Origin of the sequence: uncultured Thiodictyon sp., from assembly GCF_903828115.1 — a bacterium.
Lineage (GTDB): Bacteria > Pseudomonadota > Gammaproteobacteria > Chromatiales > Chromatiaceae > Thiodictyon.
In genome coordinates this window covers 1-13,852 of sequence record NZ_CAIKKU010000848.1, presented here as the reverse complement: position 1 = coordinate 13,852, position 13,852 = coordinate 1, and the positions used below count along the sequence as shown (strand labels likewise).

Here is a 13,852-nt window from a genome sequence, read left to right as displayed (position 1 = left end):
GTTATCGAGGGCGCCGGATTCTCTCGCGCTCCAAAGGTCATCGCTTCTACGATTCGACAACGACAACGACAACGACAACGACAACGACAACGACAACGATTGTGTTAGACTTGTTCTTGACTCCTTACTAAAGGCTCTGACAAACAACACGATGCAGCAACACTCTATTCGGTTGTGGGACTTGCCGACCCGTCTGTTTCACTGGCTGCTGACGGCCTTGGTCGCCGGCGCCTTTCTGACTGGGCTGACGGGCGGGAACTGGATGGTTTGGCACGGTCGCCTGGGACTGCTGATCCTCGGCCTGCTGACGTTTCGGCTGCTGTGGGGGGTGGTCGGCTCGACCTATGCGCGCTTCATTCAATTCGTGCCCGGCCCCAAGACACTGCTGACCTACCTGCGCGGGGGTTGGCAGGGGATTGGTCACAATCCGCTCGGCGCCCTGTCGGTCCTGGTGCTGCTCGGTGTCTTGTTGCTTCAGACCTTCAGCGGTCTGTTTGCCAACGATGACATCGCGTTCAACGGTCCGCTTCAGGACCTGGTTACCAAGCGCACGAGCGACTGGTTGAGCGGCCTGCACCGCCAGGCCATCTGGCCCATCGGGGCCCTGATTACCCTGCATGTCGCGGCCGTGCTGTTCCATACGTATGTCCACAACGATGACCTGATCACACCCATGTTGAACGGGATGAAGCAGGTCACGGCGCCGGGCGCGCGCAACGCAACGGGGGGCGGGTGGGTGGCGCTGGTCACGGCACTGGCGGTGGCGCTTCTGGCGATGTGGATTGCCGGTGGTGGACTCTTGCCGTCCCCGCTGCCCGTACCGGTACCCACCTGGTGACATACTAACGAGTCAAACGCAATCGTTGTCGTTGTCGTTGTCGTGCTCGGAGAAGCGATGCAATTTGGGGTGCGGGAGAAGCCGCGATACTACGATAATCTCGACAACGACAACGACAACGACAACGGCGCGAAGAGTATTCCCTGATGGAGGCGCCGCCCGGATGGGCGGCGCCGGGCCACCTAAGGATCAACGTCAATCCTTGGCGCGGAACTTATCGTGACACGCCTTGCAACTTTTGCCCACATCACCAAAGGCGGTCTTCACCGCGGCCGCATCGCCGGTCGCGGCGACCTTGGCGAGATTGTCGGCCGCGGCGACGAAGTTGCCGGCCAGCTTGCCGACCTCCGGCATGTTCTGGAAAAACTCCGGCTTGACATTGGTATGCACGTCGCCGATGTCCTTGTCAGTGCCGGGTCCAAAGAGTGCGCCCATGCCGGAGTTCGCAATCGCGGCAATCGTGTTGGCGGCCGCGGTGACCTGTTTGGCATCAAAGGTCCCGTCCAGGTTGGCCTTGATCTTGCCCATATTCCAGCTCATGAAGCTGTAACCGGCTTGGCGGATCTGGATCTGGTCCGCGGGTTTGACCTCAGCGGCGACCGCCGCGCCGGACAGGGCAAGGGCGAAAATTCCAAGGGCGCAACGAGTGTTAATGGATTTCATATCTAATCTCCATACTCAGTGAAGTGGGGCGATTCGGCTTGACAGGATAGCCGATTCTGGTTTCCAGAGCTAGCCGTTTTGACATATGCTTACATCGTGGTGCTGCACGGTTGGGCAACAACGCCGAGATGATGCCGCCGCGCTGCGACGCGCCGGCTCAACCTGTTGCTCTGTGATGCCCGCAGTTGTGGCCGCAGCGATTTGGATCAAGTGGGCGAACATTATCAGGCTGGAAATGCTGAGCCCGGCCAGCGGACATCGCAAGAGGTGATTGGTGTCCAAACTCAGCCGACGTCGGCTGCTTGCCGATGTCACGCCCTTTCAGGGCTAAGATCCTTAACAACGTACTACCCAGGGCGTTGCCCTGGGCTGATATGTCACGCCCCTTCGGGGCTTGAAACGTCGCGTTAGATAAGTGTGTAACACATTGATCGTCACGGGTGTTGACGCCCAGTGCCCAGTAGGATATGCAATGACTTGCGGACTTGTGTAACGCGATGGGCTTTCAGGGTCGCGACGATGCCAGGCCAGTTGACCCGCCGCGTGAGACCAAGGCACCCGGTGAGAGGATTGACCCCAACGGGGTCACGCATACCAGCCCAGGGCAGCGCCCTGGGTTGTGCGCAGAAGTACTCTTAGCCCTGAAAGGGCGTGACAGGTGGCCGCATCGACACCGGCTGAGTTTCGACGCAAATTACCTGGCAGGCTTCCGTCGATCGCCTGCCTCTGACCAGCAATTCGCAACGACTTGCCGAAAGGAACTGCTTACACTGGTCCTCAGGATTTCAGCTTGAGACGGCTTATGACACCGTCAAGCACAGCGATTGATACAACCTCTGAGAGGTAAAGAGTATGCCATATAAAGACGGTACCGGACCCACTGGACAAGGTACAAATGTCGGACGCGGTGCCGGACGCTGCGCGGGGCAGGGCGGCGCCGGCCGCCCCGGCGGTCGCGGCTTCGGCGGTCGTCGTCGTGGACTGGGCCGCGGTGCGCCGGGGCTGGTCCCAGGCGCCGACGCCAGCCAGAATCAGTCCTGGATCGGTGACCAAATCACCAGCCTGCAGGCGGCCATCCAGGGGCTGACGGCACGCTTCAACGCACTCCACAAGGAATAGAGAAGCCGCGGGGCTATCCCGACGGGAGCGCCCCGCGCAGCTCGCTTCGTCAATCACGGACATCATCCATTATGAAGCTCGCCATTTCCTGTTCCGGTACGACCCTTGATTCACCCTTCGACGCCCGCTTCGGCCGGGCCGCCGCCTTTTGTGTGGTCGATACGGACACCGGCGCCTGGACGGCCCATGCCAACCCGGCCCTGTCCGCGACCGGCGGGGCCGGGGTACAGGCGGCGCAACTCGTCGCCAAGCTCGGCGCCCAGTCGGTCGTCAGCGGGGCCTATGGACCCAAGGCCTTCGACACCCTGTCCGCCGCCGGGATCGCGATGTTGCTTGCGGCGGGCAATGAGGCCCGCAGTGCCGCCGACATCCTGGCCCTGTTCCAGGCCGGCGACCTGATCCAGGCCGGGGCCCCCAGCCACACCGGTCATCACGGGGGCTAGTGCCGATGCGTATCGTCGTCGCCAGCGGCAAGGGCGGCACCGGCAAGACCACCGTGGCCACCAGCCTGGCGCTGGTGGCCGCGGAGCAGGACGCCGTGTGCTTTCGCGATTGCGATGTGGAAGCACCCAACGCCGCCCTGTTTCTGCACCCGGTCCTGGACAGCCACCGCGAGGTCGGCATCCTGGTGCCGCAAGTGGACGCCCAGACCTGCACCTATTGCGGCACCTGTGCCGAGGTCTGCCAGTTCCACGCCATCGCCGTCATCGGCGGCAAGACCCTGGTCTTCCCGGACCTGTGTCACGGCTGCGGCAGTTGCACACTGGTCTGTCCGGAACAGGCCATCAGCGAGCGGCTCGCGGTGTTGGGGGTGATCGACAGCGGCAGTACCCCGGAGGGCATCGCGTTTGCCCAAGGGGTGATGAACGTCGGCCAGCCGATGGCGGTGCCGATCCTGCGTGAACTCAAGCAGTGGTCCCCGGCGATCCCGCCCGCCGCCTGCGGCGAAGGGGCCCGCGACATCGAGATCCGCGATGCCCCTCCCGGCGCCTCCTGCCCGGTGGTGGAGACGCTGCGCGGGGCGGACTTTGTCCTGCTCGTGACCGAACCCACACCCTTTGGGCTGCACGACCTGAAACAGGTGGCCGCCATCGCGCGTGACCTGGGTCTGCCCGCCGGGGTCGTGGTCAACCGCGACGGGATCGGCGACGACGCCGTCGGCGCCTGGTGTGCCGCCAACGATCTGCCGATTCTGCTGCGGATCCCGATGCAGCGGCGCATTGCCGAAGCCATCGCCCGCGGCACCAGTCTGGTGGCCGCCGCGCCGGAATACCGATCCGGGTTCCGTGATCTATTGGAAGACATCATCAGTCGGGTGCCCGCATGAAGCAACTCGTCATCCTGAGCGGCAAGGGCGGTACGGGCAAGACCAGTGTCACGGCCGCCTTTGCCCACCTGGCATCCCTGGGGCCCTTCGCCGACCGGGTGGTGCTGGCCGATGCGGATGTAGACGCCGCCAACCTCGAGTTGGTCCTCAAGCCGCGGATTCTGGAACAGCAGGAATTTCGCGGCGGCCAGGTGGCCGAGATCGACCAGGATCGCTGTGCGGTCTGCGGCGCGTGTGAGTCCGTCTGCCGGTTCGACGCGATTGTCGAGCGCGATGGGTACTACGTGGTGGACCCCATTGCCTGTGACGGCTGCGCGGCCTGTGTCTATCAGTGCCCTACCGGGGGCATTGCCATGCACGAGCAGGTGGTCGGCAACTTCTTCGTGTCGGATTGTCGCTCTGGTCCCCTCTATCATGCCGACCTGTTCCCGGGACAGGAGAATTCCGGCAAGCTCGTTGCTCTGGTCAAGCAGCATGCCCGCCGGCGTGCCCTGGACGAGCACCGGCTGCTGCTCCTGGTGGACGGACCGCCCGGTATCGGTTGTCCGGTCATCTCGGCGGTCTCCGGTGCCGACCTGGCGCTGATCGTGACCGAGCCGACGGTCGCCGGCATCCACGACCTGATCCGCACCCTCGAGACGGTTCGGCATTTCGGCGTGCGGGCGCTGGTTTGCATCAATAAGGCCGACCTCTATCCCGCGGGGGTGGAGGCCATTGCGGCGCAGTGTCGCGCGAGCGATATCGCGACCGTCGGCACTATCCCGTTCGATCTGACGGTCGCCGACGCCATGGTGGCGGGCGAGGCGGTCACCGCCTTTCGCCCCGCCGCCCCGGCCGCGGTTGCCATTGCCGCCGTGTGGGAGCGGATGAGCGCGGCCCTCATGAACTTCAATACACCCATCAATCAGGACGTCTGAAATGAAAATCGCCATTACCGCTGAAACCGATCAGGGTCTCGACAGCCAGGTCGCGCAGCACTTCGGTCATGCCCCCTTCTTTGTCTTGGTGGAGGTGGACAACGGGACGGTGCGCGCGGCGCAAACCATTGCCAATCCCTTTGCCGAAAACCACCAGCCCGGGGAGATCCCCGACTTCATCAAGCAGCAACATGCCGAGGTGATGTTGAGCGGCGGCATGGGCGGGCGGGCCATCGAGTTCTTCGCCCAGGCGGGGATCAAGACCGCCACCGGCGCGAGCGGCACGGTGCGCCAATCGCTGGAGAGCTACCTGGGCGGGGCGCTGACGGCCGCCGCGCCGTGCGACGAGAGTGTGGCGCACGGCCACGGGCATGAGCACGCGCACGCCTGAGTTTTCCCGGCCTTGACCAGCGCCTAAGTAGCGAGCCAAGAACAAGCTAAACACGGTCGTTGTCGTTGTCGTTGTCGTAATCGTAATCGTAATCGTAATCGTAATCGTAATCGTAATCGTAATCGAAGAGGCGACGCACTGCGGGGTGCGAGAGAATCCGGGGCGCTACGATAATTTCGATTACGACAACGACAACGACAACGACAACGAAAATAGTACTCTAGACAGTCCCTTTAGTGCATCTTTCCTAATCCGAGGGTTTCCAGTATGTCGTCGCAACCGATCAGAATCGTTGTCATCGGCGGCTCCGCGGCCGGTCCCAAGGCGGCCGCCAAGGCCCGCCGCCTGGATGAACACGCGGCCATCACCATCATCCAGAGGGAGGCCGACCTGTCCATGGCCTCCTGCGGCTATCCCTATTATGCCGGCGGGGTCTTCGATGACCGCAATCTGCTGATCTGCACCCCGGCCGGGATCGTGCGGGACTCCGGCTTTTTCGAGAAGGCCAAGCGCATCGAGGCGCTGGTACTGACCGAGGCCCTGTCGATCGACCGGGAGGCGAAGACCGTCACCTGCAAGCACCTGCCGAGCGGCGCGGCCCGCACCCTGCCTTATGACAAGCTGGTGATCGCCACCGGCGCCACCACGCTCTATCCGAGCGTACCGGGCGTGGATCTCGATGGTATTCTTAGCCTGCATTCGCTGGCGGATGCCGATGCGCTGCGTGCGGTACGCGACGCCAAACAGGTCCGCAACGCCGTCGTGGTGGGCGGTGGGCTCATCGGCTTCGAGGTCTGCGAGGCCCTGCATCTGGCCGGCATCCAGACGACGGTGATCGAAAAGACGGCCGCGATACTCCCCTTCCTCGACGTCGAGTTGTCGAAGCTGGTCGCGAATTATGTCCGCACGCACGGCGCCGATATCATCAAGGGTAACGGGGTCGCCGCCTTCCTCGGCGAGGATGGAAAACTCACCGGGGTCAAACTCGACAACGGTACCGAACTGCCGTGCGAACTGGCGGTGGTGGCGGTCGGCGTCAGACCGAACGCGACGCTCGCCGCGGCGGCGGGTCTCACGATCGGTGCCCTGGGCGGGATCGCAGTCAATGAGTTCATGCAAACCTCCGATCCGGACATCTATGCCGGCGGCGATTGCGTGGAGTGTACCTCGCTCATCTCGGGCGCGAAGGTGCGTGCGCCCTATGGCGATCTGGCCAACCTTCAGGGGCGGGTCATCGGCGAGAACCTGATCCAGGAAGGCAGCGCGAAATTTCCCGGGGTTACCCACACCGGCATCTGCAAGATCTTCGATTACACGGTCGGCTTCACCGGACTGAGCGCGGAGCAGGCCCGCGCCGCGGGGATGACCGATATCGAGACGGTGACCGTGGCCGGGCTGGATATCCCCGGCTATATGAACGGCAAGCTGCTGGTCAGTAAGATGGTCGCTGACCGCAAGACCGGCCGGGTCCTGGGCTTTCAGTGTATCGGTCCCGGGGATGTCAGCAAGCGGGTCGCGACGGTGGCGATGGCGATCCGCGGTCAGTTGACCATCGCTGACCTGGCCAACGCGGACCTGCCCTATGCGCCGCCCTACTCGCTGGCGCTCGATCACGTCATCGTCTGCGCCCACGTCATGGAAAACAAGCTGCTCGGGCGCATGCAGGGTATCGGCGTCACCGAGGTCAAAGCGCGCGTCGATGCCGGCGCCGACTGTTTCATCCTCGACACCCGTACCCCCCGGGAGTTCGAGGAGCAGCGGCTCGGCATCGGCGAGACCCTGATCCCGCAGGGCGCCCTGCGCGCCCGTCTCAATGAACTGCCGTCGGACAAGGATCGCGAGATCATCGTCTATTGTGCGATCTCGCTGCGCGGCTATGAGTGCGCGGCCATCCTGCAAGGGTATGGCTGGCGCAATGTCAAGGTGATGGAGGGCGGTGTCGCAGCCTGGCCCTATCCGCGGGAACGCTGATATGCGGGAGACCACTTGGCCCGGCCTGTTCCCCAGCCTGGCGACGGGCGACCCGGCGACCCGGGCCCTGGCCGCGGCGGCCCACACCCTGGAGTTGCCGCCGGACCAGCCCGTCTTCCACGCCGGTTCGCCCTGCCCCAACTATGTCCTGGTACTGGCGGGGAGTATTCGCGTGCAGCTCATCGGCGAAGGCGGACGCGAGGCACTGCTCTACCGGGTGCTGCCCGGTCACGCCTGCGTCCTGACCACCTGCTGCATCCTCTCCGGGGACGACTATCCCGCCGAGGCCTTCACCGAGTCCCCGGTGAAGGTCTTGAGTTTCGGCAAGGCGGTTTTCGACCGTGCCTTGGAGGAGGCACCGGCCTTCCGGCGCTTCGTGTTCGCCAACCTGGGGGGGCGCATTGCCCAGGTAATTGCGCGCATGGAGGAACTCGCCTTCCGGCCGATCGACCGGCGGCTGATCGATTTCCTGTTGCTGCGTCTTGGCGAGGCACCGGGGTCGCCGCTGGCGGCGACCCATCAGGAGATCGCGGTGGAATTGGGTACCGCCCGCGAGGTGGTGTCGCGCCACTTGAAGCGCCTGGAGACCGCAGGGCTGGTCAGACTCGGGCGCTCCACCATCGAGATCCTCGACCGCCGTGGTCTGGAGCGAATCGCCTTCGATCCTCTGTGACCAAGTCACTGAAGTCTCATACCTGTCCTGGTACTGTAACGGCTGACCCCAAGACGCTTGGGAGACCCAGTGACAAACCATTTGGAGCCCTGACTCATGAACTTTACCAAGAACGCCGGAACCATCGATCGCGCGGTGCGTGCCCTCGTCGGGATTGCCCTGATCGCCCTGACCCTCACCGGACAGTTGGGTGTCTGGGGCTGGATCGGCATCGTCCCCCTGGCGACCGCCCTGATCGGCTGGTGCCCGGCCTATACCCTGTTCGGCCTCAACACCTGCAAGAGCTGATCGCCCCTGGCGGTTCGGTGCACTGATAAGTTAAACAAGTCCATTAGAGAATGGCTTTCTTGGCGTCGTTGTCGTTGTCGTTGTCGTTGTCGTAATCGAGGTTATCGTGGTGCCCCGGACTCTCTCGCGCCCCAAAGTGCATCGCTTTTCCGATTAGGATTACGACGACAACGACAACGACAACGACAACGACAACGACAACGACACGGACAACGACACGGACAACGACACGGACAACGACACGGACAACGACAACGATTGCGTTTGTGTTCGACTTGTTCTTGACTCGTTACTAACACTGTCGCAGCGGCCTTATCCGGAGACCGAAACCATGTGCTTCGACGCACTGACCATTACCGGCATCATCGCCGGCATCCTGAGCGGCGGCTTTCTGATCGCGCTGGTCGCGGGCAATGATACCGGCAGTTAGGCATTGCCACGTGGCGCTGCGGCGCAGCGCCGCACGACGCTCCAGGATCTGAACCTGCCGCCGACGCCCAGGCCCGAGGTCGGACTCTCGACCGCGCGCGTTCCCCCGCTTGCGCGCAGGAGCCTACAGGGCTCAATTTAACGCCATCGGTAAGACCGGAAGCCGATTTGACCACCCGGCGAAAAGGTCCTACAGTGGCCGACGAACGACACCGGTTCCCCCGCGGCCAGGCCCCGGGGGATGAAAAGGGAACATGGTTCAAAGCCATGGCTGCCCCCGCAACTGTACGCAGCGAGTCGCACCCGAGATCACCACTGGCCGCCGCAAGGGTCGGGAAGGTGGGTGTCGATGCCGACCTGCAAGCCAGGAGACCTGCCGGTGTCGCGTGTCGATCAGTCAATCCGGGCGGGGTGTTCCGGTGGCGAGACGCAAGTGCTTCGCTTGCCTGGTACTGCCGGGGCCGGCCGTCGGCCGACCTGCCCGTCCCGTGGTCTCTCCCCAGAACGATCCCCCTCATCGCGGGGAAAGCGTTGTCATGCATATCATGGAGGGGTTTCTACCCCCGATTCACGCCGCCGCTTGGGGCCTCGCGTCCCTGCCGTTTCTCGTCATGGGCGCGCGCAGCGTCGCCCGGGTGACCCGGGAGCACCCGCGGGCGAAGCTGCTGCTCGCGAGCGCCGGGGCCTTCGCCTTCGTCCTGTCCGCACTCAAGATCCCATCGGTAACCGGCAGCTCGTCACACCCCACCGGCACCGGGCTCGGGGCGATTCTCTTCGGCCCCTCGGTGATGGCGGTGCTGGGCGCCATCGTGCTGCTGTTCCAGGCCCTGTTGCTGGCCCACGGGGGCCTGACCACCCTGGGCGCCAACATCTTCTCCATGGCTATCGCCGGCCCCTGGGTCGCCTACGGGGTCTACCGGCTCGCCCGCGCCTTGGGCGCTCCACTGAGCCTGGGGGTCTTTTTGGCCGCCGCCCTGGCCGATCTGGCGACCTATCTGGTCACCGCCGCCCAACTGGCGCTGGCCTTCCCCGATCCGGTCAGCGGCTTCCTGGGCGCCTTGACCAAATTCGGGAGCATCTTCGCCCTGACCCAGGTCCCGCTGGCCGTCATCGAAGGGCTGCTCACGGTGCTGGTGGTCAACCTGCTGATCCAGTACAGCCGTGACGACCTCGACGAATTGGCCTTTGCCCCGGGGGTGGTGCGATGAGACGCATCAACCTGTGGTTAGTGGCGGCGGTCCTGGTGGTCGCCGTCCTGCCCCTGATCCTGCCGCTGCCCCGGGGGCTCGCGGAGCCCTTCGCCGGGGCCGATGCCCAGGCCCAGGCGGCGATCACCGCGGCGCAACCGGACTACCAGCCCTGGTTCAGGCCCCTGTGGGAGCCGCCGAGCGGTGAGATCGAAAGTCTGTTGTTTGCCCTGCAGGCGGCCCTGGGGGCAGGTCTGCTCGGCTATTACCTCGGCCTGCGGCGGGGTGAGTCGCAGCGGGGCAAACCGGACTCAGACAGGGCCCGGCACTCAGACAGGGCCCGGCACGACGCGCAGGCCGTCGATGCACGCGATTGACCGGCACGCCTGGACCAATTGCTGGCGTCGGCACCGCCCCGGCGAGCGTCTGTTGCTCGCCGGCGGGGGGCTGGTCCTGGCCCTGACCCTGCCGCCCCTGACCACCGGCCCCTGCTGTGTGTGCTGACGCCTGGGGCAACCTGCGCGCACTGGCGGCGGCGAGGGCGGAAAACTGATCCTGGCCCGACGTCGAAGACTACCCGGTATGGGCTTGATCATCGTTGCGGCCACGGGTGCCCTGCGGGGTCGGCGGTCCGCGCAGCGGACCCTACGGCAAGGCCAAGCCGCCGGCCCGGCCGCGCGCCCGGGCCCCTTGCAGCAGCGGCAGGGGGTAACACAAATGATGCAGTCGTGTTATCTTCACCCTCGGCGCTTCGGCTGGTCCCCGCGAGGGCGGTCGGTGCCGGCAAATCTTCAGGCACCGGACGACGAACCCACGCATATGTACGACTCCAACGCAGCCCGCCGACACCCGGCATCTCTCATGGCCCTGGCACTCGCCGTAACAGCGACCGGCAGCGCCCGCGCTTACGACGTCAACGACAAACTCACCATCGGGGGCCTCCTGGCGGGGGCCTTCCAGTGCCAACAGGTCTCAGGCCTCGCGGACGCGCAGAACCTCTGCCGGGGTGCCCTGGCCTTCCAGCCGGAGCTGTTCTACAACCCGACCGACCAGGACCAGTTCTTCGTCAAGTTCGGATTCGCGGTCGGCAACGGGCTCGACCAAGACTCCCCCTTCGCCCTCGAGCCTTGGTCGGCGGACCTGGAGGACGGCGTGAAGAACATCAACGGGCGCGACCGCAGCTATCTCCTGGAGGCCTGGTACGCCCACACCTTCAAGCTCGCCGCCGACAACACCCTCCAGCTCACCGGCGGCATCATTGACCCGGGCTTCTATGTCAACGAGAACGCCTACGCCAACAGCGAATATACCCAGTTCATGAACGAGGCCTTCGTCAATTCCCGCAACGCCTTTCTGCCCGCCTACGATGGCGGCGGCGTTCTGGTGTGGAAGTTCCGGGACTGGACCTTCAGCGGTATCGGCATGAACGTGGGCGAGAACGACGACGGCAACAACTACAACTACTATGCCGCCGAGGCCGACTATCGCTTGACGACCGCCCTGGGCGAGGGCAACTACCGGGTCATGTATTCCGGCACCTCGCGTGCCTTCCTGGACCCCCAGGGAGAACAGCTCGAAAAGAGGGCCGGTTGGGTGCTGTCCTTCGACCAGGCGTTCGGCCCCGTGGTCGGCGTCTTCTTGCGGATGGGCTGGCAAAGCGACGACGCCTTGATCGACCTTCAGAGCGAATACTCCGGCGGCTTCAACTTCAAGGGGACCGCGTGGGGCCGGGCGGCGGACAACGTCGGCATCGCCTTTGCCTATCTGGAGGGACCCAATTGGAGTCCCGCGGTCCAGGGCGCGATCGTCGAGCCGCCCGATCCGCAGGTGGTCGACGGGACCGTCGAGGCGCCGGCGGTGGCTGATCAGGTGCTCGCCCGCACCAACGTCTTCGAGGCCTATTACCGCTTCGCCTTCAACGACTACCTCGCCCTCAGCGCGGATGTCCAGTACATGAAGGACAAGCACCGCGAGGGGGACGACGTGGACGGCTGGGTCTTCGGCCTGCGGGCGGTGGCGGAATTTTGACCCCCGGCGCCCGGCGCTGCTGCCGTCCGGCCGCGTGCCGTGACTGGACAACAACACATTTCTGCTGATGAGCACCGCACCATGCACGTTCCCGATGGTTACCTGAGTCCCCTGACCTGCGCCGCCGCCTATGCGGTGGCCGCACCGTTCTGGTTCGTCGCGCTGCGCAAGGTCGAGGCCCAGATGCAGACGCGCCTGGTGCCCACGGTGGCGGTGGTCTCGGCGTTCTCCTTCGTCATCATGATGTTCAATCTGCCGTTGCCCGGCGGCACCACGGGGCACGCGATCGGACTCGCGGTGGCGCCGATCCTGCTGGGTCCCTGGGCGGCAATGCTCGCCATCTCGATTGCCCTGTTCATCCAGGCGCTTTTCTTCGGCGATGGCGGGATCACCACCTTTGGGGCGAACTGCGTCAACATGGCGATTGCCGGCCCCTGGGTCGCCTACTGGGTCTATCGATTGATCTCCGGCGATACCCCCTTGACCTCGCCGCGGCGTGTCGTGGCGGCGGCGACCGCCGGCTATGTCGCAATCAACGTGGCGGCGCTGCTGGCCGCGGTGCAGTTCGGCATCCAACCGATCTTCTTTCATGACGCCGCGGGCGCGCCACTCTACGCACCCTATGCCTTGGTGATCGCCATTCCGGCCATGATGATCGGACACCTGTCCTTTGCGGGTCTCGCGGAGGCGGTGATCTCCGGTGGTGTCGTGGCATACGTGCAGAAGGTCGACCCGCGACTGCTGTCCCTGTCCGCACGGCGGGCCGCCGCGAGCCTTGGCGCTCAAGCGGCGATGCCCCCGGCCGGTTGGCGTCCCACCCGCGCCCTGTGGGCCGGACTGGCGGCGCTGTTGATTGCAAGCCCCCTGGGGTTGCTGGCCGGGGGGATCGCCTGGGGCGAATGGGGTGTGGATGACCTCAAGGATACGGCCGTGCGGGCGCAGATTGCCCAGGCCTCGGGAAACGTCGTGCCGCCGGAGTCCGTCCCGCAGGGGATGGAGCGCCTGTCCGCGTTCTGGACGGCCCCCATGCCGGACTATGCCCCGGCCTTCCTGCACCACGAGTCGTTCGGCTACCTCCTCTGCGCCATGGTCGGTACCGGTCTCGTCGTACTGAGCGTCCTGCTGCTGTCCGCGGTCATGGGGGGCGGTCGGGCAGCGCGGGCGACACCGGCCCCATGACGACGGCGGCGCTGGTTTCATAGACCGCGATCCGTAGGGTCCGCTGCGCGGACCAGCGGCCCCGCTGTCGGCCAGGTGGCCGGGATTACGACCTGCACCCGCCTTCTCACTGTGAGATCGCCCGCCGAAACGCCTGCACCGCATCGTATTGGTCCGGCATCCGCGCATGGGCGGCGAGCAGGGCCGGGTCCAGGTCCGGCAGCAGTCGGCTGCGGTTGCCGCGGCGGTAGCCGTCCGGATCGAGTGCATGCACCTCCAGATCGCCGTTGCGCCAGAGCCAAACCTCCGGGATTTCCAATCCCTGGTATAGCGGGAGCTTACTTAGCGCCTCGTGGGTGACGACGACCTCGATGACCAGGTCCGGCAGGGGCTTGTCGGAGCCGATGCAGTAAGACTCGTCCGGCTCCCCGGCGGCCCGGCCGGGTTGCTTCAGGGTGAAGCCGCCGCGGCCGTAGAAGCGAATCGCTTGCACGCTGAAATAGGCCTCGAGCAGATAGCCGATGGTCCTCTTGAGCGTTGCGTGCGCTGGCCCGCTCGGCGATAGGATCTCCAGGCGCCCATCCAGATAAGTGAGGCGAATCGCACGACTGTTCTCGAAGCAGGCGGACAACTGCTCGAAGCGCTGCCAGGGGATGCCTTCGAGCAGGATGCGCTGCACCGCGTTGTCGGTGGCGGGTGGGTCGATGACGGTGGGCATGGGTAGGCCATCCTGGCCTGACGGTGTCGGGGCTGGAACAGTCAGGGCTGGAAGCCCTGACTACGCCGCCCCGCACGCTGGCCATCGAGCTAGCGGTCGAGAGGACTTACATGTTCCGGGGTGGCGCGGGTGCCATGACCGTTGG

Annotated in this window: 16 protein-coding genes and 1 riboswitch; of the genes, 14 read left to right on the top strand and 2 right to left on the bottom strand. The window is 65.0% G+C overall.

The window, feature by feature from the left end:
• Positions 1-151: 151 nt before the first annotated feature.
• Positions 152-838 carry a cytochrome b/b6 domain-containing protein gene (locus QZY48_RS31755; protein ID WP_295438212.1) on the top strand — a complete coding sequence of 229 codons (687 nt, stop codon included), beginning with the start codon at positions 152-154 and terminating at the stop codon, positions 836-838.
• A 195-nt stretch (positions 839-1,033) separates the two neighbouring features.
• Here the strand turns inward: QZY48_RS31755 and QZY48_RS31750 are convergent, their stop codons facing one another.
• A complete protein-coding gene (locus QZY48_RS31750) occupies positions 1,034-1,501 on the bottom strand; it encodes a cytochrome c (RefSeq protein ID WP_295438210.1) in 468 nt (155 codons plus the stop codon).
• A gap of 852 nt (positions 1,502-2,353) precedes the next feature.
• Between QZY48_RS31750 and QZY48_RS31745 the strand changes: the two genes are divergently transcribed.
• From QZY48_RS31745 to cbiM, 13 genes are all read left to right on the top strand, one after another.
• Positions 2,354-2,620 (top strand): DUF5320 domain-containing protein, encoded by a 267-nt coding sequence (locus QZY48_RS31745; protein ID WP_295438208.1) that lies wholly within the window; start codon positions 2,354-2,356, stop codon positions 2,618-2,620.
• Positions 2,621-2,691: 71 nt separating this feature from the next.
• Positions 2,692-3,063, top strand: a complete 372-nt coding sequence (locus QZY48_RS31740; RefSeq protein ID WP_295438205.1) for a NifB/NifX family molybdenum-iron cluster-binding protein — start codon at positions 2,692-2,694, stop codon at positions 3,061-3,063.
• 5 nt (positions 3,064-3,068) lie between these two features.
• Positions 3,069-3,947: an ATP-binding protein gene (locus tag QZY48_RS31735; protein ID WP_295438203.1), complete on the top strand. Its 879-nt coding sequence runs from the start codon at positions 3,069-3,071 to the stop codon at positions 3,945-3,947.
• A complete protein-coding gene (locus QZY48_RS31730; RefSeq protein ID WP_295438201.1) occupies positions 3,944-4,864 on the top strand; it encodes an ATP-binding protein in 921 nt (306 codons plus the stop codon). The genes QZY48_RS31735 and QZY48_RS31730 overlap by 4 nt, the downstream gene beginning before the upstream one ends.
• A 1-nt stretch (position 4,865) precedes the next feature.
• Positions 4,866-5,255 carry a NifB/NifX family molybdenum-iron cluster-binding protein gene (locus QZY48_RS31725; RefSeq protein WP_295438199.1) on the top strand — a complete coding sequence of 130 codons (390 nt, stop codon included), beginning with the start codon at positions 4,866-4,868 and terminating at the stop codon, positions 5,253-5,255.
• A 267-nt stretch (positions 5,256-5,522) separates the two neighbouring features.
• Positions 5,523-7,226 (top strand): FAD-dependent oxidoreductase, encoded by a 1,704-nt coding sequence (locus QZY48_RS31720; RefSeq protein WP_295438196.1) that lies wholly within the window; start codon positions 5,523-5,525, stop codon positions 7,224-7,226.
• A 1-nt stretch (position 7,227) separates the two neighbouring features.
• Positions 7,228-7,899: a Crp/Fnr family transcriptional regulator gene (locus QZY48_RS31715; protein WP_295438194.1), complete on the top strand. Its 672-nt coding sequence runs from the start codon at positions 7,228-7,230 to the stop codon at positions 7,897-7,899.
• Positions 7,900-7,995: 96 nt separating this feature from the next.
• A complete protein-coding gene (locus tag QZY48_RS31710; protein WP_295438193.1) occupies positions 7,996-8,187 on the top strand; it encodes a DUF2892 domain-containing protein in 192 nt (63 codons plus the stop codon).
• A 625-nt stretch (positions 8,188-8,812) separates the two neighbouring features.
• A riboswitch (cobalamin riboswitch) is annotated at positions 8,813-9,012 on the top strand.
• A gap of 140 nt (positions 9,013-9,152) precedes the next feature.
• Positions 9,153-9,824, top strand: coding sequence for an energy-coupling factor ABC transporter permease (locus QZY48_RS31705; protein ID WP_295438192.1), 672 nt, complete (start codon positions 9,153-9,155; stop codon positions 9,822-9,824).
• Complete coding sequence (locus tag QZY48_RS31700; RefSeq protein ID WP_295438190.1) at positions 9,821-10,180, top strand: energy-coupling factor ABC transporter substrate-binding protein; 360 nt, start codon at positions 9,821-9,823, stop codon at positions 10,178-10,180. Before QZY48_RS31705 ends, QZY48_RS31700 begins: the two co-directional genes overlap by 4 nt.
• Positions 10,167-10,307, top strand: coding sequence for a hypothetical protein (locus QZY48_RS31695; protein ID WP_295438187.1), 141 nt, complete (start codon positions 10,167-10,169; stop codon positions 10,305-10,307). The genes QZY48_RS31700 and QZY48_RS31695 overlap by 14 nt, the downstream gene beginning before the upstream one ends.
• A 357-nt stretch (positions 10,308-10,664) precedes the next feature.
• A complete protein-coding gene (locus QZY48_RS31690; RefSeq protein WP_295438185.1) occupies positions 10,665-11,831 on the top strand; it encodes a carbohydrate porin in 1,167 nt (388 codons plus the stop codon).
• 81 nt (positions 11,832-11,912) lie between these two features.
• The gene (gene cbiM / locus QZY48_RS31685) at positions 11,913-13,010 is read left to right on the top strand and encodes a cobalt transporter CbiM (protein WP_295438182.1); all 1,098 of its coding nucleotides are present in this window, start codon (positions 11,913-11,915) and stop codon (positions 13,008-13,010) included.
• A 106-nt stretch (positions 13,011-13,116) separates the two neighbouring features.
• Here the strand turns inward: cbiM and QZY48_RS31680 are convergent, their stop codons facing one another.
• Positions 13,117-13,707: a Uma2 family endonuclease gene (locus tag QZY48_RS31680; RefSeq protein ID WP_295438181.1), complete on the bottom strand. Its 591-nt coding sequence runs from the start codon at positions 13,705-13,707 to the stop codon at positions 13,117-13,119.
• Positions 13,708-13,852: the final 145 nt, after the last annotated feature.